Consider the following 21,301-nt stretch of genomic DNA (forward strand, 5'->3'; position numbering starts at 1 on the left):
CACAGTGGAGGACAACATGTCTGAGAAAACCCTCGCCCTTATCGAAGAACACGATGTCAAGTGGGTGGATCTGCGCTTTACCGACACCAAGGGCAAGGAGCAGCACGTCACGATTCCTGCCAGCGCCGTCGATGCGGAATTCTTCGAAGACGGTCAGATGTTCGATGGCTCTTCCATCGAAGGCTGGAAGGGCATCAACGAGTCCGACATGATTCTGCGTCCGGAAGATGGTACCGCCTTCCTCGATCCGTTCACCGAAGACTCCACGCTGATCCTGCGCTGCGACATCATCGAGCCGGCGACGATGCAGGGCTACGAGCGTGACCCGCGTTCCATCGCCAAGCGTGCCGAGGCCTACCTGGCCAGCACCGGCCTGGGCGACACCGCTTTCTTCGGCCCGGAGCCCGAGTTCTTCATCTTCGACGAGGTGCATTGGAAGTCCGATATCGAAGGCTCCATGTACAAGATCTCCTCCGAAGAGGGTGCCTGGTCCACCGACCGTCAGGTCGAAGGTGGCAACCTGGCGCACCGTCCGCGGGTCAAGGGTGGTTACTTCCCCGTGCCGCCGGTCGACAGCTTCCACGACATCCGTAGCGCCATGTGTAACACGCTGCAGGCCGTTGGCCAGGAAGTCGAAGTGCATCATCACGAAGTGGCGAATGCCGGTCAGAACGAGATCGGCGTCAAGTTCAATACGTTGGTGAAAAAAGCCGACGAGGTGCAGCAGCTCAAGTACGTGGTTCACAACGTCGCTCACGCCTACGGCAAGACGGCGACTTTCATGCCCAAGCCGCTGGTCGGCGACAACGGGTCAGGCATGCACGTCCACCAGTCGTTCTGGAAGGATGGCTCGAACCAGTTCGCGGGTGACGAGTACGCTGGCCTGTCCGAAATGGCGCTGTACTACATCGGCGGCATCATCAAGCATGCACGTGCCCTGAACGCCTTCACCAATGCGTCGACCAACTCCTACAAGCGCTTGGTGCCGGGTTTCGAAGCGCCGGTCATGCTGGCCTACAGCGCGCGCAACCGCTCCGCCTCCATTCGTATTCCTTATACCGCCAGCCCGAAAGGCAAGCGCGTCGAGTGCCGTTTCCCCGACCCGACCGCCAACCCGTATCTGGCTTTCGCCGCTATGCTGATGGCCGGTATCGACGGTATCAAGAACAAGATCCATCCTGGCGATGCCATGGACAAGAACTTGTACGACCTGCCGCCGGAAGAGGGCAAGAAGGTGCCGACCGTGGCGACCAGCCTTGACCAGGCACTGGAAGCGCTGGACGCCGATCGCGCCTTCCTGACCGAGGGTGGCGTATTCACCGACGAGATGCTCGATGCCTACATCGAACTGAAGAGTGAAGACGTCGAGCGTCTACGCCTGTCGACGCATCCGGTCGAGTTCGACCTTTACTACAGCGTCTAAGGCCGGTCCTACGCCTGACAGAAAGCCCCACTCCGGTGGGGCTTTTTCGTGAGGTCGTCTCCTGAAGACGCCCGCCGCAAGAGCAGGACGCGGGAGAGCAAGAGGATGCTCCCGGACAGGTGAAGGGGCAAGGCCGCCGGCCGATATAAGAGAATCGACAATGGAGCTGGCGCTGATGCAAACGGGGATAGTGGTATCGGTGATATCGAGTTTCCTGATGGTCTGGGCCGCCTCGCCCGTGATGGCTGCTCCGATCTATCGACATGTCGACGCTCAGGGCAATGTGATCTATAGCGACGAGCCAGGAGCGGGCAACCGCGTCAATCTCAAACCGATCACGGTGGTCGACCCCGCCGGGGGCGAGATACGCTCGGGCCCTCATCGGTCGGTCGCGCCCGAGGCGGCTGCGGTCGAATACGAGCGTTTCGTGATCACCAGACCAGGGGACCAGCAGACGCTGCCAACCGGGCAAGCGGGAAACGTTCAGGTGAAATTGGCGATCGAGCCCGCGCTGCAGAGGGGAGATCGCGTCCAGCTCAGAGTAGACGGCAAGGTGAGCCAGTCGCCCATGCACACCAGCGTCTTCGTACTGAGTCAATTACCGCGAGGCGAGCATCAGCTTCAAGCTGACCTGGTTGATGCTCAAGGCCAGGTGAAGTTGTCTACGCCACCGGTGACCCTCTACGTGCAGCGTGCCAGCGTCAACCTGCCGGCCAATCCCAATAATTCCAACCGTAGAGAGTAATCCCGATCGGTAAGCACAGCCTTTAGCGGTTGCACTATTTTGGTGAATGACGTCCCGCTTCTTATCAGAACCTCCCCGCAGGTGGGCAGAATCAGGGAGTGGCGCGGTTTTTGCACTGTATAAGCACATACCGGATCACCACAATGGAACGACGCATGTATCAACGTTTGCTGGAGCACCTGACGACCGCCGTCCTGCTACTTGACGAGCGTCTTCACGTGCGCTGGCTCAACCCTGCGGCCGAGGCGCTGCTCGCCGCAAGCCGGCCCCGTGTCGTCGGTCAGTGGCTGGAGTGTTTGAATGGCGAGGACGGTAGCGTTCGCCAGGTTCTGTTCAAGGCGATGCAGGAGTTTCATCCCTACACGCAGCGGGAAGCGGCACTGGTGCTCAACGCCGGCGACGTGATCACGGTGGACTTCACCGCGACACCGATCACCAGCCGCGAACTGCTGCTGGAGATCGAACCGCGGGATCGATTGCTACGCATTTCGCGGGAGGAAGCCCTGATCGCGCGCCAGGAAACGGTCAAGGTGCTGATGCGCGGTCTCGCCCATGAGGTCAAGAATCCGCTGGGGGGAATCCGTGGTGCCGCGCAGCTGCTGGAACGCGATCTTCCCGACCCGCAGCTCACCGAGTTCACCCGGATCATCGTCGAGGAAGCGGATCGTCTGCGAGATCTGGTCGATCGGATGCTGGGGCCCAATACGCTGGTGCGTCACGAGCCCCTCAACGTGCACAAGGTGCTCGAGCGGGTGCGGGCACTGCTCGAGGTCGAGCACCATCAGTTGAGCTTCGAGCGTGACTACGACCCTAGCGTGCCGGATCTGGTTGGCGACGAGGCGCAGCTGATCCAGGCTGTTCTCAATATCGCGCGCAACGCCGTCCAGGCGATGGAGGAGTTCGGTACGCCCGAGCCTCGCCTGCTGCTGCGTACTCGTGTTCGCCGTCAGTTCACGCTCGGCGCCGACCGCCACCGGCTGGTTTGCGAAGTCGCGATCATCGACAACGGCCCCGGTATACCGGAACACATACGCGAGACGCTGTTTTTTCCAATGGTATCCGGGCGTGCCGAGGGTAGCGGTCTGGGCCTGTCGATCGCGCAGTCGATCCTGCATCAGCACCAGGGCTTGATCGAGTGCGAATCCCACCCCGGGGTCACGGAATTCCGGTTATTGATCCCCTTCGAGGCGACACAGTGAGTGTGTCGGCCCACTATTGGCATAGTGCGTGGCCGCCTGCCGGGTCGGGCGCGCAGGCCCACACCGATGCCGCCAAGCGCGCGATTCACCGTTCTGCTGGAGAACTGTCATGACTGAAGTCGCCCGTATCGCGATCGTCGATGACGATCGCGCGATCCGCTGGGTCCTGGAAAGGGCGCTGGCGCAGCCGGATCTCGAGGTGCAATCCTTCGAACGTGCCGATGCGGCACTCGAAGCGATCGAGCGGCAGCCGCCGGATGTGCTTTTGACCGACATCCGCATGCCGGGGCTCGACGGTCTCGACCTGATGGCCAAGGTGCGCGAGATGCATCCCGATTTGCCGGTGATCGTGATGACGGCACACTCGGATCTGGATAGCGCCGTCGCCTCCTATCAGGGAGGCGCCTTCGAATACCTGCCCAAGCCATTCGATGTGGACGATGCGCTGGCGCTGGTGCGTCGTGGCGTTGCCCACGCCCGCGAACGGCGCTCGCCGGCGGCGATGCCGGAAGGGCTCTCCGCCGAGATCATCGGCGAGGCGCCAGCGATGCAGGAGGTGTTCCGTGCCATCGGCCGGCTGTCGCAGTCGCACATCACGGTGCTGATCAACGGCGAGTCGGGCACCGGCAAGGAGCGTGTCGCCCTGGCACTGCACCAGCACAGCCCGCGCAGTGGTCATCCCTTCATAGCGCTCAACATGGCGGCGATTCCCAAGGATCTGATGGAGTCGGAGTTGTTCGGCCATGAAAAGGGGGCCTTCACCGGCGCAGCCGCCCAGCGTCGCGGGCGCTTCGAGCAGGCCGACGGCGGCACGCTGTTTCTGGACGAGATCGGCGATATGCCCGCCGAGACACAGACACGGCTGTTGCGCGTGCTGGCGGATGGCGAGTTCTACCGGGTCGGCGGCCACGTGCCGGTCAAGGTCGATGTCCGGATCATTGCCGCGACCCACCAGAATTTGGAGAAGCTGGTGACGGAGGGGCGCTTTCGCGAAGATCTCTTCCATCGTCTCAATGTGATTCGTGTTCACCTGCCCCGTCTGTCGGAGCGCCGCGAGGACATTCCACGCCTGGCCCAGCACTTTCTCGCCGAAGCCGCCAAGGAACTCTCGGCCGAACCCAAGGTTCTGACCAAGGACGCCGAGACGCATTTGACGCGTCTGCCTTGGCCCGGCAATGTGCGTCAGTTGGAAAATACCTGCCGGTGGCTCACCGTGATGGCGTCCGGCCGGGAGGTGCTGGTCGATGATCTGCCGCCTGAGCTACGCGAACTCGAGGGGACCGAGGCGCCAAGCGGGGACTGGCGGAACGCGTTCCGAGAGTGGGCGGATCGGGCCTTGGCATCGGGACACACGCATCTGCTCGAGGAGGCGGTGCCCGATTTCGAACGCATCCTGATCGAGACGGCCTTGAAGCATACCGGCGGGCGCAAGGGGGAGGCCGCCGAGCTGCTGGGGTGGGGGCGCAATACCCTGACGCGCAAGGTGAAAGTGCTTCTGCCGGCGCTGGCGGATGAGTAGCGTCTGGGACCTAAGTAACGTTAGGTTGATAATGACGCCCGGCGCTGGCTCTCATGCTGGGCCGGGCGTTGTCGTCGCGGGCTGGTCGTTACCGGCGTGGAATAGATGACACCAACACGGGGACTCGCATGTCCGATTCGACCCAATGGTGGCGTGGCAGCGTCATCTATCAGATATACCCCAGAAGTTTCATGGATGCCCGTGGTGATGGCGTCGGCGACCTACCCGGCATCACCGCGAAGCTGGACTACGTAGCCGAACTGGGCGTCGATGCAATCTGGATTTCGCCGTTCTTTCCTTCGCCGATGAAGGATTTTGGCTACGACGTCACCGATTATCGCGGCGTCGATCCGATGTTCGGTTCCTTTCATGATTTCCAGATGTTGCTCGAGCGGGCCCACGGGTTGGGGCTGAAAGTGATCATCGACCTGGTGCTCAGTCACACTTCGGATCAGCACCACTGGTTCATCCAGAGTCGCAGCTCGCGGGAGAACCAGAAATCCGACTGGTACGTATGGGCCGATCCCAAGCCCGATGGCACGCCGCCCAACAACTGGCTGTCTTTCTTCAGCGGCAGCGCCTGGACGTTCGATAGCCGGCGCCGCCAGTACTACCTGCACAACTTTCTGTCCTGCCAGCCGGATCTCAACTTTCACAATCCGGCGGTGCGCAAGGAGCAGCTCGAAAACGCCCGTTTCTGGCTCGATCTCGGTGTCGACGGTTTCCGTCTGGATACCTCGAATTTCTATTTCCACAGCCTGGCGCTGCAGGACAACCCAGCGCTCGGCAGCGGTGAGCTCAAGACGCCCAGCGTACCGGCATCGAACCCCTATTCGATGCAGCGCCACCAGTTCGATATCAGCCAGCCGGAAAATCTCGGGTTCCTGAACGAGCTGCGCGCGTTGATGGAAGCGTATCCTGGCACCATGACCGTGGGAGAGATTTCCGACGATCGGCCGCTGGAGCGCATGGTCGAGTACACCATCGGCAACGATCGTTTGCACATGGCTTACACCTTCGACCTGTTCGATGCCGAGTTCAGCGCGCAGCGGCTGCGCGATATCATCGAGCACTTCCAGTATTATGCGGGTGACGCTTGGCCGTGCTGGGCGCTCTCCAACCATGACGTCATGCGCGTCGTATCGCGTTGGACCCAACATGACCAGTTGGAGCAGCATGGGCCGTTGGTGGCCAAGGTCGCGACGGTCATGCTCTGCTCGCTTTACGGTAGCATCTGTCTCTATCAGGGGGAGGAGTTGGGCCTGCCGGAAGCGGACGTGCCCTACGAGCGTCTGGTGGATCCTTATGGTCTGGCGTTATGGCCGGAGTACAAGGGGCGTGATGGCTGCCGCACACCGATGCCCTGGACGAGTGATGAGCACGGCGGTTTCACCTCGGTGGAGTCGTGGTTGCCAGTAGATGGGCATCATCGCCAACTCTCGGTCGAAAGACAGCTGTCCAGCGCGGATAGCACGCTGCACGTCACGCGGGAGTTTCTGCATTGGCGCAAATCGCAATCGGCGATGGTCGACGGCACGCTGATCCTCAGTGACTTCGACGACGAACTGCTGGGTTGGCTGCGGGTCTCGCGGGACCAGGCGATTCTGGCGGTCTTCAATCTCACCAGCGAATCCCGATCCACCAGCCTGCCCGCCGGTGCCGGCGACATCGTCTTCCAGGCGGGCTTTACCGCGCATCTGCGTGATGGCTGGCTGACGCTGCCGGCATTCCAGGCGGCGTTCGTGCATATCGACCGGGGCAGCATCGACCCCCGGGCGTTGATCGATCAGGAGCCCGACCCCGAGCGCAAGGGATTCCTCAGTCGGCTGCTGGGGTCGCTGATGGGGCAGGAAGAGGGCGGCGCGCGGCAGGGCTGAGTCCGCGCGCCGGGTTTCGTCAGCGTCTCACCCGCCCCAGTAGTCGCGGGCCAGGTCGACTCCCAGGCGTACCTTGTCCCACTGTGCCCGTTCGGCGAGTTCGTTGCCCTCTTCGGTGGAGGCGAAACCGCACTGCGGGCTCAGGCAGAGCTGACGCCTGTCGACGAACCGCGTGGCTTCGTCGAGACGCGCTCTGACGGCCTGCGGGTCCTCGAGCTCGCCCACCTTGGTGGTGATCAGCCCCAGCACCGCCTGCTGATGGCCCTCCGGGACGAAGCGCAGCGGGTCGAAGCTGCCGGCGCGATCGCTGTCGTACTCCAGGAACCAGGCATCGACGTTGACCCTGCCGAACAGCGTCTCGGCTACCGGCTCGTACCCGCCTTCGCTGATCCAGGTGGAACGGAAGTTGCCGCGACAGACGTGGAGCGAGACGTAGAGATCGTCCGCCTTGTCGGCCAGGGCGTGATTGAGCATCTCGGCGTAGATCGCCTGCAGTCGATCGGGGTCGTCACCGCGGTCTCGGGCCGCCTGCAGTTCTTTTTCCGAGCAGAGATAGGCCCACACGGTGTCGTCCAGTTGCAGATAGCGACAGCCGGCATCGTAGAAGGCGCGAACGGCGTCGCGGTAGGCGTCGGCGGTGTCGGCGAAAAAGGCGTCCAGGCTGGGATAGACGCCGCTATCGATCTTCTTGCGGCCACCGCGGAAGTGCAGCACGCTGGGGCTCGGGATCGTCATCTTGGGCATGACGTTGGCGACGCTGGCCAGATAGCGGAAATGATCCAGCATCGGATGGGTATCGTTGAAGCCGACCTTGCCGTCGACCCGGATCTGTTTTGCACTCGTCTGCACGCCCTGGAACTGGATGCCCTGGTCGCCGGTGAAGCCGGTGACGCCATCGAGCTGCTCGAGAAAATCGAAGTGCCACCAGGCGCGGCGAAATTCCCCGTCGGTCACCACCTCGAGGCCAGAGGCTTCCTGCTGCTCGACCACCTGGCGAATCTCTCGATCCTCGACGATTTTGAGCGCGGCGTCGTCGATATCGCCCTGCTGGTGCCGGGCCCGGGCCTCTTTCAACGCCGGCGGACGAAGAAAGCTGCCGACAATATCGGCTCGGAATGGGGGATGCGCTTGTGACATGAATCTGTCTCCTGTTCTGGGACTTCGCCATGCGGTGTCATCGGCGAGCGTCGATACCGAGGTCGCCAATGATGCGGGCTGGGCGGCCATTCGGCCAATGAAGCCAGTTCAAGGTCGCCATGTGCATCATTCATCGTGAGATTCGTGGCCTGTCGTACCGGCGTCGCGCTCTCAAACTTTAGTGGTAGGATTGTCGACCCCCGCCGACGCATTCACCGACGTGCCATCGGCATCGGCCGGGAGTTTTTTCCATCGCGCCCCAGTTCGAATGACGGGGGTAAAGAACAGGAGTGTCCCGTGACGACCCCTTCGCAGCATGATTTACGCAACGCCTTCCGCGAACTGCTCGCCAGCGGCGAGTGCTACTACACCGCGTCGGTGTTCGACCCGATGTCGGCTCGCATCGCCGCCGATCTCGACTTCGAGGTAGGCATTCTGGGGGGATCGGTCGCCTCGCTGCAGGTGCTGGCGGCGCCCGATTTCGCCTTGATCACTTTGAGCGAATTCGTCGAACAGGCCACCCGGATCGGCCGCGTGGCGCGACTGCCGGTGATCGCCGACGCCGATCATGGCTACGGCAACGCGCTCAACGTGATGCGTACGATCACCGAACTGGAGCGTGCCGGTGTCGCCGCGCTGACGATCGAGGATACCTTGCTGCCGGCGCAGTATGGGCACAAGTCGACCGATCTGATTCCCGTCGAGGAGGGTGTCGGCAAGATGCGCGCGGCACTCGAGGCGCGGATCGACCCGGCGTTGTCGATCATTGCACGCACCAATGCCGGCCAGCTCGATGACGATGCTGCCGTCGCCCGCATCCGGGCCTATCAGGCGGCCGGCGTCGATGCCATCTGCCTGGTCGGCGTCAGGGACTTCGAGCATCTCGAAAAGCTGGCGGCGCCGTTGACGGTGCCGCTGATGCTGGTGACCTACGACAATCCGGCGCTACGTGATCGAGCGCGACTGGCCAGGCTCGGGGTGCGCATCGTGGTCAACGGTCACGCCGCCTACTTCGCGGCGATCAAGGCGACCTATGACTGCCTGCGCGAGCAGCGCAACATTGCCACCAACGACCTGGACGCTTCGCAGCTGTCGACGCGGTACTCGACGCTCGAGGAGTATCGGATCTGGGCCCGCGAGTACATGGATGTGAAAGAATAGCGACGAGCCAAGGCTACGAGCGACGACGAGTAGAGCTGCGCGGCGAAACATTGGTAAGCGTCGGGTCGATCCGGTCAGCGGTTTCCCTTGTTGTCACGAAGCGGCATTCTAGGCCGCCCGAAGCTGTATTTTCCTCGAACGGAGATGACGATGACTGTCATGCAATGGGAACGCCTGCTCGATCCCGTCCGACTGCACGATGCTCGGACGTCGCGTGGTGAAATTGGCCGTAGTCCGTTCCACAAGGACTACGACCGTATCGTCTTCTCCGGTTCATTTCGGCGCCTGGGACGCAAGACCCAGGTTCATCCGCTGACCGATAACGATCATATCCATACCCGGTTGACCCACTCGATCGAGGTCGGCTGTGTCGGTCGCAGTCTGGGAATGATCGTCGGCGAGCAACTGCGCGACAGCCTGCCGGGCTGGGTCACGCCCGCCGATCTCGGCGTCATTGTCCAGGCAGCCTGTCTCGGCCACGATATCGGCAACCCGCCATTCGGCCATGCCGGTGAATATGCGATTCGCGACTGGTTCAAGTGGGCCGAGGCGCAGGGGAGCGGTTTGCTGGAGGGGCTGGACGAGGCGCAGCGCCGGGATCTGCTGACCTACGAAGGGAACGCCCAGGGCTTCCGGATCGTGACCCAGATCGAGTACAACCAGTTTCGCGGCGGCATGCGGCTCTCCGCCGCAACGTTGGGCACGCTGCTCAAGTATCCGTGGACGGTCGAGCACGGCGGCCAGATGGGCAAGTTCGGCTGCTACCAGTCCGAGAAGGATTTGCTGATCGAGGTCGCCGAGCGGCTCGGGCTCAAGTCCGTCGATGGTTCCAAGTGGTGCCGCCATCCCCTGGCCTATCTGGTCGAGGCCGCGGACGATATCTGCTATGCGCTGCTTGATCTCGAAGATGGCCTGGAGATGGGCATCTTGCGGTATGAAGAGGTCGCACAGGTGCTGCTACAGATTGCCGGCGAGCCGCCGACGGGATACGAGCAGATGGCCGTCGAAGGGGTGTCGCAGCGCCGACGGATCGCGGCGCTGCGCGGTGCGGCGATGGAGCGCGCCGTCAATGAAGTCGGTGATGTCTTCGTTCAACACGAGAAAGCGCTGCTCAACGGCACGCTCAATGATGATCTGCTCGAGCTCTGTCACCCGGATCTCACCTGGGGCGTTTCCTCGGCCAAGCAGTTGGCCCGCGAGCGCATCTTCCAGAACGAGCGCAAGGCCAAGCTCGAGATCGGCGCTTATACCACGCTCGGTATTCTGCTGGAGGCATTCATCGGCGCGGCCCACGAGCTGCATCACACCGGGCACTCCTCCTTCAAGCATCAGCGTGTCCTCGCGCTGATCGGCGAGAACACGCCGAAGCCGAACTGGCCGCTCTACGACAGCTATCGTCGAATGCTCGATTTCATCGGCGGCATGACCGACCACTACGCGGTCGAACTGGCCCAGGAGATGGGTGGGCGCCTCAAGGGCGACTGAGTCCCCCGCTTTTTCATCTCGTCGTCGGGCCCGTGTCCGGCCTCGTCGTTTTTGGTACCCATCGGCCCATCGCATCATGCGAGTGTTGGGTAGGGCTGTTGAAAGTCGGTCCATAACGCCGTATTTTAATTGAACGGTTAATCAATAAAAATTACTGTCGATAGCTTCAGACCGCTTGTCAATGTCGCCGCCTCCCCCCCGATGGGAGAAACCATTCTCGCTTTTATCCGGCGATGAGCCATCTTTCATACGCCAGTGTCGGCATCACCAACCTGGCAAAGATGCGCGACGAGTTGGCTGGCGGTTCCACGACCTGACACGAAGCCCGGCAGGCGACTGCGGAGTGTCAGGGCAAAGAGTGGGTCGAATCTTCCGTTGAAGGTGTGGCTGGATTCAACGACCGAGGTCGACTTAACTCAACTCGAGGTCATAAGGCCTCGCGGCGGGAATACGGAAACGAGTCAAGGGTTTCAACGCCCTGTGCCCCTGCAGGCCACGTCAGCCTCCAGGGTGCGCTGATGCTCGTCAACGCAAACTATCTGAACATGATGGGAGCCGCATGAGCACAAGCCCCGATAATAATTCCACGACCCAGGACAGGCTGAATCCAATCGTCTTCTATGGGTCGGTCATTGGCATCGTCGCCTTTTCGCTATGGGCGATGATCGCTACCGAGCAAGCGAACGGCATCATCAACGCGCTGCTGGGTTGGATCTCCAACACTTTCGGCTGGTACTACTTTCTGACAGTCGTCATCTACTTGGCCTTCGTGGTGTTTGTGGGCTTTTCCCGCTTTGGCAAGATTCGCCTCGGGCCGGAGCATTCGAGGCCCGACTTCAATATCTTCTCCTGGTCGGCGATGTTGTTCTCTGCCGGCATCGGTATCGGGGTAATCTTCTTCGCCCTGGCGGAACCGCTGACTCAGTTCTACAACGCGCCCAATACGCCGAGTGACCAGGTGGCAGCCGCCCGTCACGCGATGCAGCTGACTTTCCTCCATTGGGGCCTGTCGGGCTGGGGGATCTACACGCTAGTGGGCATGTCTCTGGCGTTCTTCAGCTATCGGCACAACCTGCCGCTGACCATCAGCAGCGCGCTCTATCCGATCTTCGGCAAGAAAATCTACGGCCCTATCGGCCATGTGGTGGATATCGCCGCCGTGCTGGGCACGGTGTTCGGCATCGCGGCCAGTCTTGGAATCGGCGTCATCCAGCTCAACTACGGTCTGAGCTTCATGTTCGGCATCGCGGAAAGCGCCTGGACCCAGACCATCCTGGTGCTGATGATCGTGCTGTTCGCCACGATTTCCGCGGTGACCGGTGTCGAGAAGGGGATTCGCCGTCTATCCGAGTTCAATATTCTGCTGGCGATTGCCCTGCTGCTGTTCGTTCTGTTCGCCGGCAAGACGGTGTTCCTGCTCAACGCCCTAGTCATGAATGTCGGTGACTACCTGTCCAATTTCATCTCGATGTCGTTCAACACCTACGCCTTCGACCGTCCGACCGACTGGCTGAACGGCTGGACTCTGTTCTTCTGGGCTTGGTGGATCGCCTGGGGCCCGTTCGTCGGGCTGTTCCTGGCGCGTATCTCGCGCGGTCGCACCATCCGCACTTTCGTGGCCGGAACGCTGACATTGCCGATCGCGTTCATGATGATCTGGATGTCGATTCTGGGTAATAGCGCGCTCGACATGGCGATGAACGGCGCCACCGACTTCGGTCAGCAGGTCATGGAGACGCCGCCGGCAGGAATCTATCTGTTCCTGCAGCAGTACCCGTTCCCGGTCATTTCGACCATTGCGGTCAGTATTCTGGCCATCGTGTTCTTCGTCACCTCCGGTGACTCGGGCGCCCTGGTTCTGTCGAACTTCACCTCCAAGCTGAAGGACGTCAACAGCGATGCACCGATCTGGATGCGCATCCTGTGGTCGGCGGTGATCGGGGTGCTGACCCTGTCGCTGCTGCTGGCCGGGGGGCTGTCGACGCTGCAGAGTGCTGTGGTCATCACCGGTCTGCCGTTCTCGATCGTACTGTTCTTCATGATTGCGGGGCTCTACAAGGCGTTGAAGGTCGAGGCGTTCAAGGAAGATAGCCATCGGCTCAGTCTGTCCGGCTCGCTCTCGGGGCGTATGTCGGTCGGCAGTCGCGATCGGGCTCACGACTGGAAGACACGACTCAAGCGAGCCATGTCGTTCCCCAATCGTCAGCAGGCGCAGCAGTTCCTGGAAGAGACCGGACGGCCTGCGATGGATGCGGTACGCGAGGAACTGATGAAGCAGGGCGTCGAGGTCGATATCAGCACCGGCACGCAGAACGGTGACGACTACCTCTCGCTCTACGTCGATCTCGGCAGCGAGCAGAACTTCGCCTACCAGATCTGGACGCATCCGTTCTCGACGCCGTCCTTCGCCATGCGAACACCGCGCAGCAGCAGTCGCTACTATCGTCTGGAGGTATACCTGCTGGAGGGTAGCCAGGGCTACGACCTGATGGGTTATAGCCGCGAGCAGGTCATCGATGACATCCTCGACCAGTACGAGCGACATCTGCAGTTCCTGCATCTCAATCGCATGGAACCAGGGAGTATCAACATGCCCGATAGTCCCGAGCAGCCGCCAGGCTGACATCGGTTCTCTTCTCGCTGACCACGACCCCGGCCATCTGGCCGGGGTCTTTTTGTCCGGAAGGCGTCTCGATGCCCGCATCATTCGCGGCAGGCGTGCCCTGGCTGCGGGAGAGCCATTCCAGGATCGCGGTAGCGGTCGTCCTGCCGGGGTCGGCGATCCCCTGAGTGCCGAACAGACGGTTGAGCTCGAACAGGAAAGGGTGATCCCCGACCATGGCGACGTCGAATCCAGCGTGATCGACCCCCATGCGCGCGGCCACACGCTGAACCAGCGCGAGCGCGGATGAGGGGATGTCCTCGTGATCGATCGTGCCGCCCTGGGATATATCGGACGCGATACCTAACCCGTGATGTCGCCAAGCGCGGCGAGAGCGACGTGCTACGCTCAATTTTGTCGATAACAAAAAAGTGAGGACGGGATGTGGGCGCTTTCACCTGGTGGGATACCGCGGTTCTGATCGTCTACGTGGTGGGGATTGCCTGGGTGGGAGCCCGCTTCGGCAAGGATCAGGAGAGCACGCAGGACTACTTTCTCGGTGGTCGCAAGATTCCCGGCTGGGCCATCGGCCTGTCGGTAATGGCAACCCAGGCCAGCGCGATCACGTTCATCGGTGCGCCCGGCTGGGGTTTCGAGGGTGGCCTGGAACGCCTGGCCACGTTCATCAACGTGCCGCTGGCGATGGCGGTGCTGATCGTCGTGCTGGTGCCGATCTTCCATCGCGCCGGCATCTACAGCATCTACGAGCTGCTCGAGCGTCGTTTCGGGGCACTGACCCGGTCGCTGGCGGCGCTGCTGTTCCTGATCGCGCGCGGCCTCGCCACGGGCGTGGTGCTCTATGCGCCGGCGCTGGTGCTCTCGGTTGTGACCGGTTGGGATGTCAATCTGACCATCGTGCTGATGGCGGTGATCGCAGTGAGCTACACCGTGCTCGGCGGCATCAGCGCGGTGATCTGGACCGACGTGATCCAGATGTTTGTGCTGTGGCTGGGCGCGATCCTGAGCATGGTGCTGATGGTTTCGAGCCTGCCCGGCGGCTGGGGCGACGTGTTCGCCTACGGTGCCGCCAGCGGCATGTTCGATACCATCGACCTATCGCTCGACCCCACCGTGACCTACTCGCTATGGGCGGGGCTGATCGGTGGCGTGGTCATGCACGTCGCCTACTTCGGGACCGACCAGAGCCAGATCCAGCGGGTGCTGACCAGCCCCTCGATCGCCGAGGGGCAGCGCTCGCTGCTGATCGGCGGCTATCTGCTGGTGCCGCAGATGCTGCTGTTCCTGTTCATCGGCGTAATGCTCGCCGCCTACTACCAGCAGCACGGCCTCACCGCGCCGGACAACCTGAACGAGCTGTTCCCGCGCTACGTGGTCAACGCCTTTCCCGTCGGGGTGACCGGGCTGGTGATCGCGGGCGTGTTCGCGGCTGCGATGTCGAGCCTGGATTCCGCGCTCAACTCGCTCTCCGCGGTGACGGTGCGCGACTTCTACGCCCGCTACGTCAGGCCCGACGCCGACGAGAAGCACTACCTCAAGGCGTCGCGCTGGGCGACCATCTTCTGGGGGCTCTACGCCACCGCGTTCGCGTTCTTCGCCGGTAATCTCGGCCCGGTCATCGAAGCCGTCAACCGCATCGGTTCCTGGTTCTACGGCGCGCTGCTGGGGACCTTCCTGCTGGCCGTGCTCAGCCATCGCAGCAACGGCAGGGGGGCGGTCAGCGGCATCATCGTCGGTATGGCGGCGGTGTGGGCCGTCTCGCAGACCGATGTCTCCTGGCTCTACCAGAATTTCGTGGGGCTGATCGTCTCGGTCGTCGTCGGCTACGCCGTGAGCTTGACCGCGCCGGCACCGTCGGCCGCGCAGCTCTCGGACGTGGTGATCGACGAGACCGCGCCCGACATGCAGGCGATCCTCAAGGGGCGCAGTGACGGTGCCGCCGAGATTGGCCGCGATGCGCGCCTGACGCGGCGACGCTGCCTCGGCCTGATCCTCTGGTTCTTCGTGTCGCTGGCCGCGCTGGGGCTGCTGCAGGCCTGGGCCAATGGCTGATCGCGAGGACGAGCGGCGGATGATGCCGGAGGTGGGCACGACGGCGCCGACGGCGAGACTGCCTCGGCGACTGGGCGCCGTCGCCGCCGAGCCCCGGCTGCGGCGTTACGGTGCCGAGCGGTTCGAGCCGGCGTGGCTGTCGCTGTGGGCACTGGCGATCGGCCGCGACACGGGAGAAACGCTGGCTTGGTTGCTGGCGGCCGACAATCTGCCGAGAGCCATGCTGATGGCGGGGGCGTTGACCTCCCACCCGGCGGAACGTGACGGCGCGCTGGTCCTGGAAGGCGGTGGCCCGCCGACGCTCTCGCAGTTCGAGCGCTGGTGGCTGTGGGAGCGACTGGCCCGGCCGCGGCGGTGGGCGCTGCGGGTCATGCCTGCGACGTTGCGTCCGGTCGAATTTCCACTGTGGCTGGGGTATGCGCCAGGGCGGCCGGGCCGCCATGCCAGGCTGATCGTTCTCAGCGGCCTCTCCGGCGAGGCGCTGGGTGCCCTCAAGCCGGCGGTGCTGGCCGGGCTTCGCGACCGAGCGCGCGCCGAGGCCGCCAACGGTCGGCCATCGACGCGGGATGACGAGCGCGTTCCTGGCTAGCGGGCGTCACCGCTGCGCTCCATGGCGACCAGCTGCTCCCGGTTGGGCAGACCTTCCATGTCGCCGATCACCTGGACCTGGCGGGCGCCGATCAGGTTGCCGCGATGCAGCGCCGCGTGCCAGTCCAGTCCGTCCAGGTACGCGCTGACGATGCCCACCGCGAAACCGTCGCCGGCGCCGACGGTATCGACGACCTGCGCGACGGGCGAGCCGCCGACGGTGCCTTCGCTGTCGGCGGTGCGGAAATAGCTGCCTTCCGGCCCGAGCTTGATCACCACTGCCCTGGCGCCCCGATCGAGGTAGTCGCCAGCGATGTCGTAGGCCGTCTCGCGGCCGGTCAGCATGCGCCCCTCGCCCAGTCCCGGCATCACGATGTCGGCCTCCGCGGCCAGCGCGTTGAGGGTCTCGATCATGACCGCTTCGCTGGGCCACAGGCTGGGACGCAGGTTGGGATCGAACGAGACCGACAGTCCGGCGCGGCGAGCCTGGCGCAGCAGGTGGAAGGAGAGTTCGCGCGCCGAATCGGAAATGGCGGGCGGAATACCGGTGGCGTGGAGATGGCGGGCCGTCTCCAGCTCGACATCGCTGGCGTCGGCGACGCTCAGGTGGCTGGCCGCGCTGCCCCGGCGGACGTACTCGACGTGAGGATCGGCGCCGTTGATGGCACGCTCCTTGAAGATCATTCCGGTGGCGTTCGCTGCGTCATGCCGGACATGGCGGCAGTCGAGGCCCTCGGCCTCCAGCGCTCGCTGCAGGAAGGTGCCGTTGTGATCCGCGCCGACCCGACTGAGCCAGCGAACGTCGAAGCCCAACCTCGACAGTCCGATCGCGACATTGGTATCGGCACCGGCGGTGCGGCGATGGAATCTCGTCACCTGATCCAGCGGCCCTTGATCGTCGGCGATGAACAGCGCCATCGCCTCGCCAAACGTCAGGACATCGTAATCGGTGCGGGTATCGGAACGGGGCATGGCGTCTCCTGGTGGGTGCAAGCACGCTTTGTCGAAAACGTGACGTGAAAGAATAGTGGGGAAGTCGCGTCCGGGGAGCCGCTGCGAAACGTCGCCCCGGAGATGTCACTGGGGCGGTGGCTTGTTCTCGACGCGTTGGTAGCGCCGGTTCAGGACCTCCACCAGATGCTGGCGCTGGGCGTCGTCGATCGCTTCGCCTTGGGCAGTGCCCAACTGCGTGGCGAGATCGGCGCCATCGACTACCCGGACATCGCGGCTGTCGCCGAGATGCTCGGTCTCGTCATCGATCTCCCAGCCGGGCAGCACCAGTATGCCGCTCACCGGCACGCTCAACTTGGCGTGACGCGCCAGCCACTGACGTAGCCAGACCGTCGAAAGCCTGACCTTGCGCAGGACCTGACGCTCGTTCCAGCCGCGAAAGCGCAGCCGCTCGCTCTCCACCGAGACGGTATTGATGGGGTGGCCCTCGATATCGAGCGGAAACTCGCGGGCCACGGTCTGGATCACGAACACGCCCTGCGGCGTCACCAGCACGTTGTCGATGGTGTAGGAGTCGGCGGGGAAGTCGTGGAATACGAAGTAAGGCTTGGCCAGCGGGCGAATCAGGTGGTCCAGGGCCTGTCCCACCGCCAGTTCACAGGCGAGGCTGCGCGTCAGGCGGCGCACCCGCTGCACGTCGCGCAGGATCAAAAAGCAGAACAGCATCGCCAGCAAGGTACTGACGACGCCGTACAGCGACCACTCCAGCCAGCTCTGCTCCTCGGCGAACAGCATCCGGCCCATGCCGTAGACCAGTGGCATCAGGGTGAGCGTCGGCGCCAGCGTGGCATCGAGGAAGAACACCATGCGCGCTTTTTCCAGCCGGTCCCGGTGCGCCTGGGCGATTTCGCGGATCGGCTTGCCGTCGTGCGGGGAGCGGAGGCCGACGGTCTGCACGTCGCGCAGGGTGATCGCCACCAGCGCGGCGGCGCCCAGCGGGGCGAGAAAGATCAGCGGCAGCACGTACTCCAACCAGGCCATGAGCGGTTGTCCTTGCAGTGGCGTGGGCGGGAAGAGGCTCCATTCTAGCCGAGGTCGAGTGTCGTCTGCGATCTTGGTGCGCCGTCGATGCAGATCCGGTTGCGTCCGGCATGCTTGGCCGCGTAGAGCGCCTGATGGCGCCGAGATTCTGACGTTCGGCACGATAGGGTGAGGCGTGGTGCCTCGCTCGCCAGTAGGCGAGACCAGAACAGGATCTGCCTTGCCCACAGCGTCCAGACCCAAGGTGGGGTCGGCAATTCATGGAGCGCGCTACCGATGCACAGTCCGCCAATCAGAAGCCCAAGGGTCCGTGGCGCGTAGATGCGTTTAGCGAGACATGCCCCTCAAACGCTTGTCGACCACGGGATCCAGAGGCGTATCGGGCATGTCGGCAGCCATCCGGCGTCGAAGACGCCTATATTGTGTCAACGAATCGTATCTATCTTTCATATCTAACATCGGTCGCCGGAAAATAGCATGTCCAAAGAGTCAATTCCGGATCTCGCGGCGCTGGTCGATTTCGTCGAGCGCCACCCGCGACTGTTCGTGCTGACTGGCGCCGGCGTCAGCACCGACTGCGGCATTCCCGACTATCGCGATGCGCGGGGCGACTGGAAGCGGCCGCCACCGGTCAGTCATCAGGCTTTCATGGGGAGTCACGGGGTTCGGCAGCGCTACTGGGCGCGTAGCCTGGTCGGATTTCGTGCCCTGGCCAACGCGCATCCCGGCCAGGCGCACCGGGCGTTGGCGGTGCTGGAACGGCAGTCGCGCATCACCGCGCTGGTGACCCAGAACGTCGACGGCCTGCATCAGCGTGCGGGTGCCCGTCGCGTCATCGATCTGCATGGGCAGGCCGACGTGGTGAAGTGCCTGCGCTGCGACGCGACGATGATGCGCCATGCGCTCCACGACGAGCTCTCCCGCCTCAATCCACAATGGCTGGCGTTGACCGCGGAGTTCGGGCCGGACGGCGATGCCGATCTCGATGGCTACGATTTTTCGACCTTCGTGGTGCCGAACTGTCATCGCTGTCATGTCGGCATTCTCAAGCCGGACGTGGTGTTCTTCGGCGACAACGTCCCCAGGGCCCGCGTCGAACGGGCCTTCGATGCCCTCGAGGCGGCTTCGGGGGTGCTGGTGATCGGGTCGTCGCTGATGGTCTATTCCGGGTTTCGCTTTGCCCGTCGGGCGGCCAGGGACGGCAAGTCGCTCGCCTGCGTCAATCTCGGCACCACGCGGGCCGATGAGCTGTTCGCGCTCAAGATCGCGGCGCCGATCGGGCCGACGCTGACGGCGCTGGTCGACGAGCTGGAACGGCGGCGACGCGGCAACGCCCCGGAACGAAAGAACCCGGCCGAGGCCGGGTTCTGATGTCGCCAGCGGTACCGGGCGTTCACTGGCGCGTCGGCGGTGCCATGAACTCCGGGCCGACCGGGTCCTTCACCTGCTTCGACAGAATCGCGTCGATATCCGCCATGTCCTCGTCGCTCAGACGCCAGCCGGTGATGTCGCCCAGCGGGTCGACCTGTTCCGGCTTGCGGGCGCCCCACAGCGCGACGATGTTGGGCGAACGGTCCAGGATCCAGCGCACCGCCAGTGCCAGCACGCTCTTATCGTGGCGGGTGCGGGCCAGTTCGGTCAGCGCGTCGACGGCGGCCAGATACTGGGCGAAGCGCGGCGGCAGGAACTTGGGATCCTTGTTGCGCAGATCGTCGCCGCTGAAGGTGTAGTCCGGGTGCATCTTGCCGGTGAGCAGCCCACGACAGAGCGCGCCGTAGGTGAGCAGGGTCAGGTCGTTGTCCTCGGCGTAAGGCAGGATCTCGCCTTCGATATCGCGCTCGAAAAGGTTGTAGGGCGGCTGCAGCGTGTGCAGTGGCGCCGACCGGCGAAAGATGTCGCACTGCTCGGGGGAGAAGTTGCTCACGCCGATCGCCCGGATCTTGCCTTCGCGGTGGAAGCGCGCCATCGCCGTGGCGGTCTCCTCGAGCTCGACCAGGGGATCCGGCCAGTGAATCTGATAGAGATCGATATGATCGGTCTTCAGTCGCCGCAGCGAGTCGTCGAGCTCCTTCTCCAGGCGCTTGGCGGTGGCATTGCGGGCCAGGCTGTTGTCGTCGTACCACTCGAGGCCGGCCTTGGTCGCCAGTACCAGCTTGTCGCGCTGGTCGGACTGGGCAACCGCCTTGCCGACGACTTCCTCCGAGTGGCCGAAGCCATAGGCCGGGGCGGTATCGATCAGGTTGACGCCCCGGTCGATGGCGGCGTGGATGGTGCGAATCGCGTTGGGGTCGTCGGTGCCGCCCCACATGCGTCCGCCCATGGCCCAGGTACCGAGGCCGATACGCGAGGTGACGATATCCGTACCCGGTAATGTCAGTGTTTCCATCCTGCCCTCCTTGGTGATGAATCGAAGATTTACAGGGTGAGGTGCCAGCCCGTCCACCACAAGCCGTACCTTCGGCGGGTGGTCTCTTCAGCGAGTCGGTGCCGCGCCGGTGGTCGTGACCGGGATGTCGGGTTCGGCGGCGTCACCGGCGCCGAAAACCGACACCGGATCGGGATTCAGGTAGAGGATACGGTCGTCGTCGCGAATCTGCGCGCTGAGGCGATAGAGATCGTCGCGATCGATCGCTTCGGCGGCATACTGCAGCGTGACCGGAATCGGCAGCCGCCCCAGCTGTTCGTAGCGGCTGCTGGCCAGTACGTCGCCGGTGGAAATGTCCTTGAGCTGGACCTCGAGCACCGCGGATTCGGGCAACGTGACCGGCTCGTCGGCAACCACGCGAGCCGCGAGGGTGTCGAACCGGGGGCCGCCGGCACAGCCCGCCAGCATCCCGAGTGCCAGTGCGGCAGTGGCGAGTCGGAGCCACCATGAAGCGTTGAACGAGAACATCGAATCCCCTTGAGCGTTGAAGCGCGCGGCGGTACCACTGGGACAGGAGAACGGAGCGTAAATTCCCTGCACCGGGCACGGCGCGGGAGCTCTCCGGGATCACCCCCCGGCGAGTTTGACCTTGTAGCCTAGCGATTCCAGCTCACGCCTGAGCACATCGCGATGGTCGCCCTGGATCTCGATCACGCCATCCTTGACCGAGCCGCCCGTCCCACAGCGTTTCTTGAGCGACTTGGCCAGCGTTTTCAGCGCTTCGGCATCCAGCGGCACGCCTTGAATCGTCGTCACCCCCTTGCCCTTGCGGCCACTGGTCTCACGCCGGATGCGAACGATGCCGTCGAGCGCGGCGATCCGTTCGGCTTCCTCGCGCGCCCGGCACTCGCACTCGGCGACAGGGCGACGGCAGTCGGGGCAGGTCTCGCCATGTTCGGTCGAATAGACCAGACCGCGCAGTTGATCCTGTAACGAAGGCATGGGAACTCCGATAAGACGTGAAGGGCACATGATAACGCGGCCATCCGGCCGCTAACGAGCGATCCACAACGATCGCGGCCCGAGCCAGGGGCTCGGGCCGCGATCATCGCCGTCAGCGGTGGATCCTCGGTCGGTG

The 21,301-nt window shown here is 63.5% G+C and carries 19 protein-coding genes; 11 read left to right on the top strand and 8 right to left on the bottom strand.

The window, feature by feature from the left end:
* The first annotated feature begins 16 nt into the window (after window positions 1-16).
* From glnA to F0A16_RS18810, 5 genes are all read left to right on the top strand, one after another.
* Entirely contained in the window at window positions 17-1,423 is a 1,407-nt protein-coding gene (gene glnA, locus F0A16_RS18790) for a glutamate--ammonia ligase (RefSeq protein ID WP_149437114.1), read from the top strand.
* Window positions 1,424-1,583: 160 nt separating this feature from the next.
* Complete coding sequence (locus tag F0A16_RS18795) at window positions 1,584-2,168, top strand: DUF4124 domain-containing protein (protein ID WP_239023887.1); 585 nt, start codon at window positions 1,584-1,586, stop codon at window positions 2,166-2,168.
* Window positions 2,169-2,323: 155 nt separating this feature from the next.
* Window positions 2,324-3,367, top strand: a complete 1,044-nt coding sequence (glnL, locus tag F0A16_RS18800; protein WP_149437116.1) for a nitrogen regulation protein NR(II) — start codon at window positions 2,324-2,326, stop codon at window positions 3,365-3,367.
* Between the two features lie 109 nt (window positions 3,368-3,476).
* On the top strand, window positions 3,477-4,886 hold the full coding sequence (glnG, locus tag F0A16_RS18805; protein WP_149437118.1) for a nitrogen regulation protein NR(I): 1,410 nt from the start codon (window positions 3,477-3,479) through the stop codon (window positions 4,884-4,886).
* Between the two features lie 128 nt (window positions 4,887-5,014).
* On the top strand, window positions 5,015-6,763 hold the full coding sequence (locus F0A16_RS18810; RefSeq protein ID WP_149437120.1) for an alpha-amylase family glycosyl hydrolase: 1,749 nt from the start codon (window positions 5,015-5,017) through the stop codon (window positions 6,761-6,763).
* A gap of 27 nt (window positions 6,764-6,790) precedes the next feature.
* Here F0A16_RS18810 and F0A16_RS18815 read toward each other — a convergent pair whose 3' ends face one another.
* Window positions 6,791-7,900, bottom strand: a complete 1,110-nt coding sequence (locus tag F0A16_RS18815; RefSeq protein ID WP_149437122.1) for a cobalamin-independent methionine synthase II family protein — start codon at window positions 7,898-7,900, stop codon at window positions 6,791-6,793.
* Window positions 7,901-8,197: 297 nt separating this feature from the next.
* On the opposite strand from F0A16_RS18815, the gene F0A16_RS18820 reads away from it, so the two are divergent.
* From F0A16_RS18820 to betT, 3 genes are all read left to right on the top strand, one after another.
* The gene (locus F0A16_RS18820) at window positions 8,198-9,061 is read left to right on the top strand and encodes an isocitrate lyase/PEP mutase family protein (protein ID WP_149437124.1); all 864 of its coding nucleotides are present in this window, start codon (window positions 8,198-8,200) and stop codon (window positions 9,059-9,061) included.
* A 150-nt stretch (window positions 9,062-9,211) separates the two neighbouring features.
* On the top strand, window positions 9,212-10,546 hold the full coding sequence (locus tag F0A16_RS18825) for a deoxyguanosinetriphosphate triphosphohydrolase (protein ID WP_149437126.1): 1,335 nt from the start codon (window positions 9,212-9,214) through the stop codon (window positions 10,544-10,546).
* Window positions 10,547-11,105: 559 nt separating this feature from the next.
* Window positions 11,106-13,169 (top strand): choline BCCT transporter BetT, encoded by a 2,064-nt coding sequence (gene betT / locus F0A16_RS18830; RefSeq protein WP_149437128.1) that lies wholly within the window; start codon window positions 11,106-11,108, stop codon window positions 13,167-13,169.
* On the opposite strand, the gene F0A16_RS18835 is transcribed toward betT, so the two are convergent.
* Window positions 13,132-13,560: an ATP-grasp domain-containing protein gene (locus F0A16_RS18835; protein WP_149437130.1), complete on the bottom strand. Its 429-nt coding sequence runs from the start codon at window positions 13,558-13,560 to the stop codon at window positions 13,132-13,134. The genes betT and F0A16_RS18835 overlap by 38 nt on opposite strands.
* A gap of 32 nt (window positions 13,561-13,592) precedes the next feature.
* Between F0A16_RS18835 and F0A16_RS18840 the strand changes: the two genes are divergently transcribed.
* Together F0A16_RS18840 and F0A16_RS18845 are read left to right on the top strand one after the other, a co-directional pair.
* Window positions 13,593-15,218: a sodium:solute symporter family protein gene (locus tag F0A16_RS18840; RefSeq protein ID WP_149437132.1), complete on the top strand. Its 1,626-nt coding sequence runs from the start codon at window positions 13,593-13,595 to the stop codon at window positions 15,216-15,218.
* On the top strand, window positions 15,211-15,807 hold the full coding sequence (locus tag F0A16_RS18845; protein ID WP_149437134.1) for a hypothetical protein: 597 nt from the start codon (window positions 15,211-15,213) through the stop codon (window positions 15,805-15,807). The genes F0A16_RS18840 and F0A16_RS18845 overlap by 8 nt, the downstream gene beginning before the upstream one ends.
* Here F0A16_RS18845 and F0A16_RS18850 read toward each other — a convergent pair.
* From F0A16_RS18850 to F0A16_RS22305, 3 genes are all read right to left on the bottom strand, one after another.
* A complete protein-coding gene (locus F0A16_RS18850; protein WP_149437136.1) occupies window positions 15,804-16,778 on the bottom strand; it encodes a sugar kinase in 975 nt (324 codons plus the stop codon). The two genes, F0A16_RS18845 and F0A16_RS18850, sit on opposite strands and share 4 nt — an antisense overlap.
* Before the next feature lie 105 nt (window positions 16,779-16,883).
* A complete protein-coding gene (locus tag F0A16_RS18855; protein WP_149437138.1) occupies window positions 16,884-17,798 on the bottom strand; it encodes a nuclease-related domain-containing protein in 915 nt (304 codons plus the stop codon).
* A 44-nt stretch (window positions 17,799-17,842) separates the two neighbouring features.
* A complete protein-coding gene (locus tag F0A16_RS22305; RefSeq protein WP_149437223.1) occupies window positions 17,843-18,121 on the bottom strand; it encodes an MASE2 domain-containing protein in 279 nt (92 codons plus the stop codon).
* Window positions 18,122-18,275: 154 nt separating this feature from the next.
* On the opposite strand from F0A16_RS22305, the gene F0A16_RS18865 reads away from it, so the two are divergent.
* The gene (locus F0A16_RS18865) at window positions 18,276-19,169 is read left to right on the top strand and encodes an NAD-dependent protein deacetylase (RefSeq protein ID WP_149437140.1); all 894 of its coding nucleotides are present in this window, start codon (window positions 18,276-18,278) and stop codon (window positions 19,167-19,169) included.
* A gap of 22 nt (window positions 19,170-19,191) precedes the next feature.
* On the opposite strand, the gene F0A16_RS18870 is transcribed toward F0A16_RS18865, so the two are convergent.
* The 3 genes from F0A16_RS18870 to F0A16_RS18880 all read right to left on the bottom strand — a co-directional run bounded on the left by F0A16_RS18870 (window position 19,192) and on the right by F0A16_RS18880 (window position 21,165).
* Window positions 19,192-20,184, bottom strand: coding sequence for an aldo/keto reductase (locus F0A16_RS18870; RefSeq protein ID WP_149437142.1), 993 nt, complete (start codon window positions 20,182-20,184; stop codon window positions 19,192-19,194).
* Window positions 20,185-20,271: 87 nt separating this feature from the next.
* Window positions 20,272-20,691 (bottom strand): YbaY family lipoprotein, encoded by a 420-nt coding sequence (locus F0A16_RS18875; protein ID WP_149437144.1) that lies wholly within the window; start codon window positions 20,689-20,691, stop codon window positions 20,272-20,274.
* A gap of 99 nt (window positions 20,692-20,790) precedes the next feature.
* Entirely contained in the window at window positions 20,791-21,165 is a 375-nt protein-coding gene (locus F0A16_RS18880; RefSeq protein WP_149437146.1) for a translation initiation factor Sui1, read from the bottom strand.
* Window positions 21,166-21,301: the final 136 nt, after the last annotated feature.

It is taken from the genome of Salinicola corii (genome assembly GCF_008298015.1).
GTDB classification, from domain to species: Bacteria; Pseudomonadota; Gammaproteobacteria; order Pseudomonadales; family Halomonadaceae; genus Salinicola; species Salinicola corii.

Coding starts and splice junctions, on each gene's coding strand:
- glnA (WP_149437114.1), top strand. CDS start 17: ATGTCTGAGAAAACCCTCGCCCTTATCGAAGAACACGATGTCAAGTGG.
- F0A16_RS18795 (WP_239023887.1), top strand. CDS start 1,584: ATGGAGCTGGCGCTGATGCAAACGGGGATAGTGGTATCGGTGATATCG.
- glnL (WP_149437116.1), top strand. CDS start 2,324: ATGTATCAACGTTTGCTGGAGCACCTGACGACCGCCGTCCTGCTACTT.
- glnG (WP_149437118.1), top strand. CDS start 3,477: ATGACTGAAGTCGCCCGTATCGCGATCGTCGATGACGATCGCGCGATC.
- F0A16_RS18810 (WP_149437120.1), top strand. CDS start 5,015: ATGTCCGATTCGACCCAATGGTGGCGTGGCAGCGTCATCTATCAGATA.
- F0A16_RS18815 (WP_149437122.1), bottom strand. CDS start 7,900: ATGTCACAAGCGCATCCCCCATTCCGAGCCGATATTGTCGGCAGCTTT.
- F0A16_RS18825 (WP_149437126.1), top strand. CDS start 9,212: ATGACTGTCATGCAATGGGAACGCCTGCTCGATCCCGTCCGACTGCAC.
- betT (WP_149437128.1), top strand. CDS start 11,106: ATGAGCACAAGCCCCGATAATAATTCCACGACCCAGGACAGGCTGAAT.
- F0A16_RS18845 (WP_149437134.1), top strand. CDS start 15,211: ATGGCTGATCGCGAGGACGAGCGGCGGATGATGCCGGAGGTGGGCACG.
- F0A16_RS18850 (WP_149437136.1), bottom strand. CDS start 16,778: ATGCCCCGTTCCGATACCCGCACCGATTACGATGTCCTGACGTTTGGC.
- F0A16_RS18855 (WP_149437138.1), bottom strand. CDS start 17,798: ATGGCCTGGTTGGAGTACGTGCTGCCGCTGATCTTTCTCGCCCCGCTG.
- F0A16_RS18865 (WP_149437140.1), top strand. CDS start 18,276: ATGTCCAAAGAGTCAATTCCGGATCTCGCGGCGCTGGTCGATTTCGTC.
- F0A16_RS18870 (WP_149437142.1), bottom strand. CDS start 20,184: ATGGAAACACTGACATTACCGGGTACGGATATCGTCACCTCGCGTATC.
- F0A16_RS18875 (WP_149437144.1), bottom strand. CDS start 20,691: ATGTTCTCGTTCAACGCTTCATGGTGGCTCCGACTCGCCACTGCCGCA.
- F0A16_RS18880 (WP_149437146.1), bottom strand. CDS start 21,165: ATGCCTTCGTTACAGGATCAACTGCGCGGTCTGGTCTATTCGACCGAA.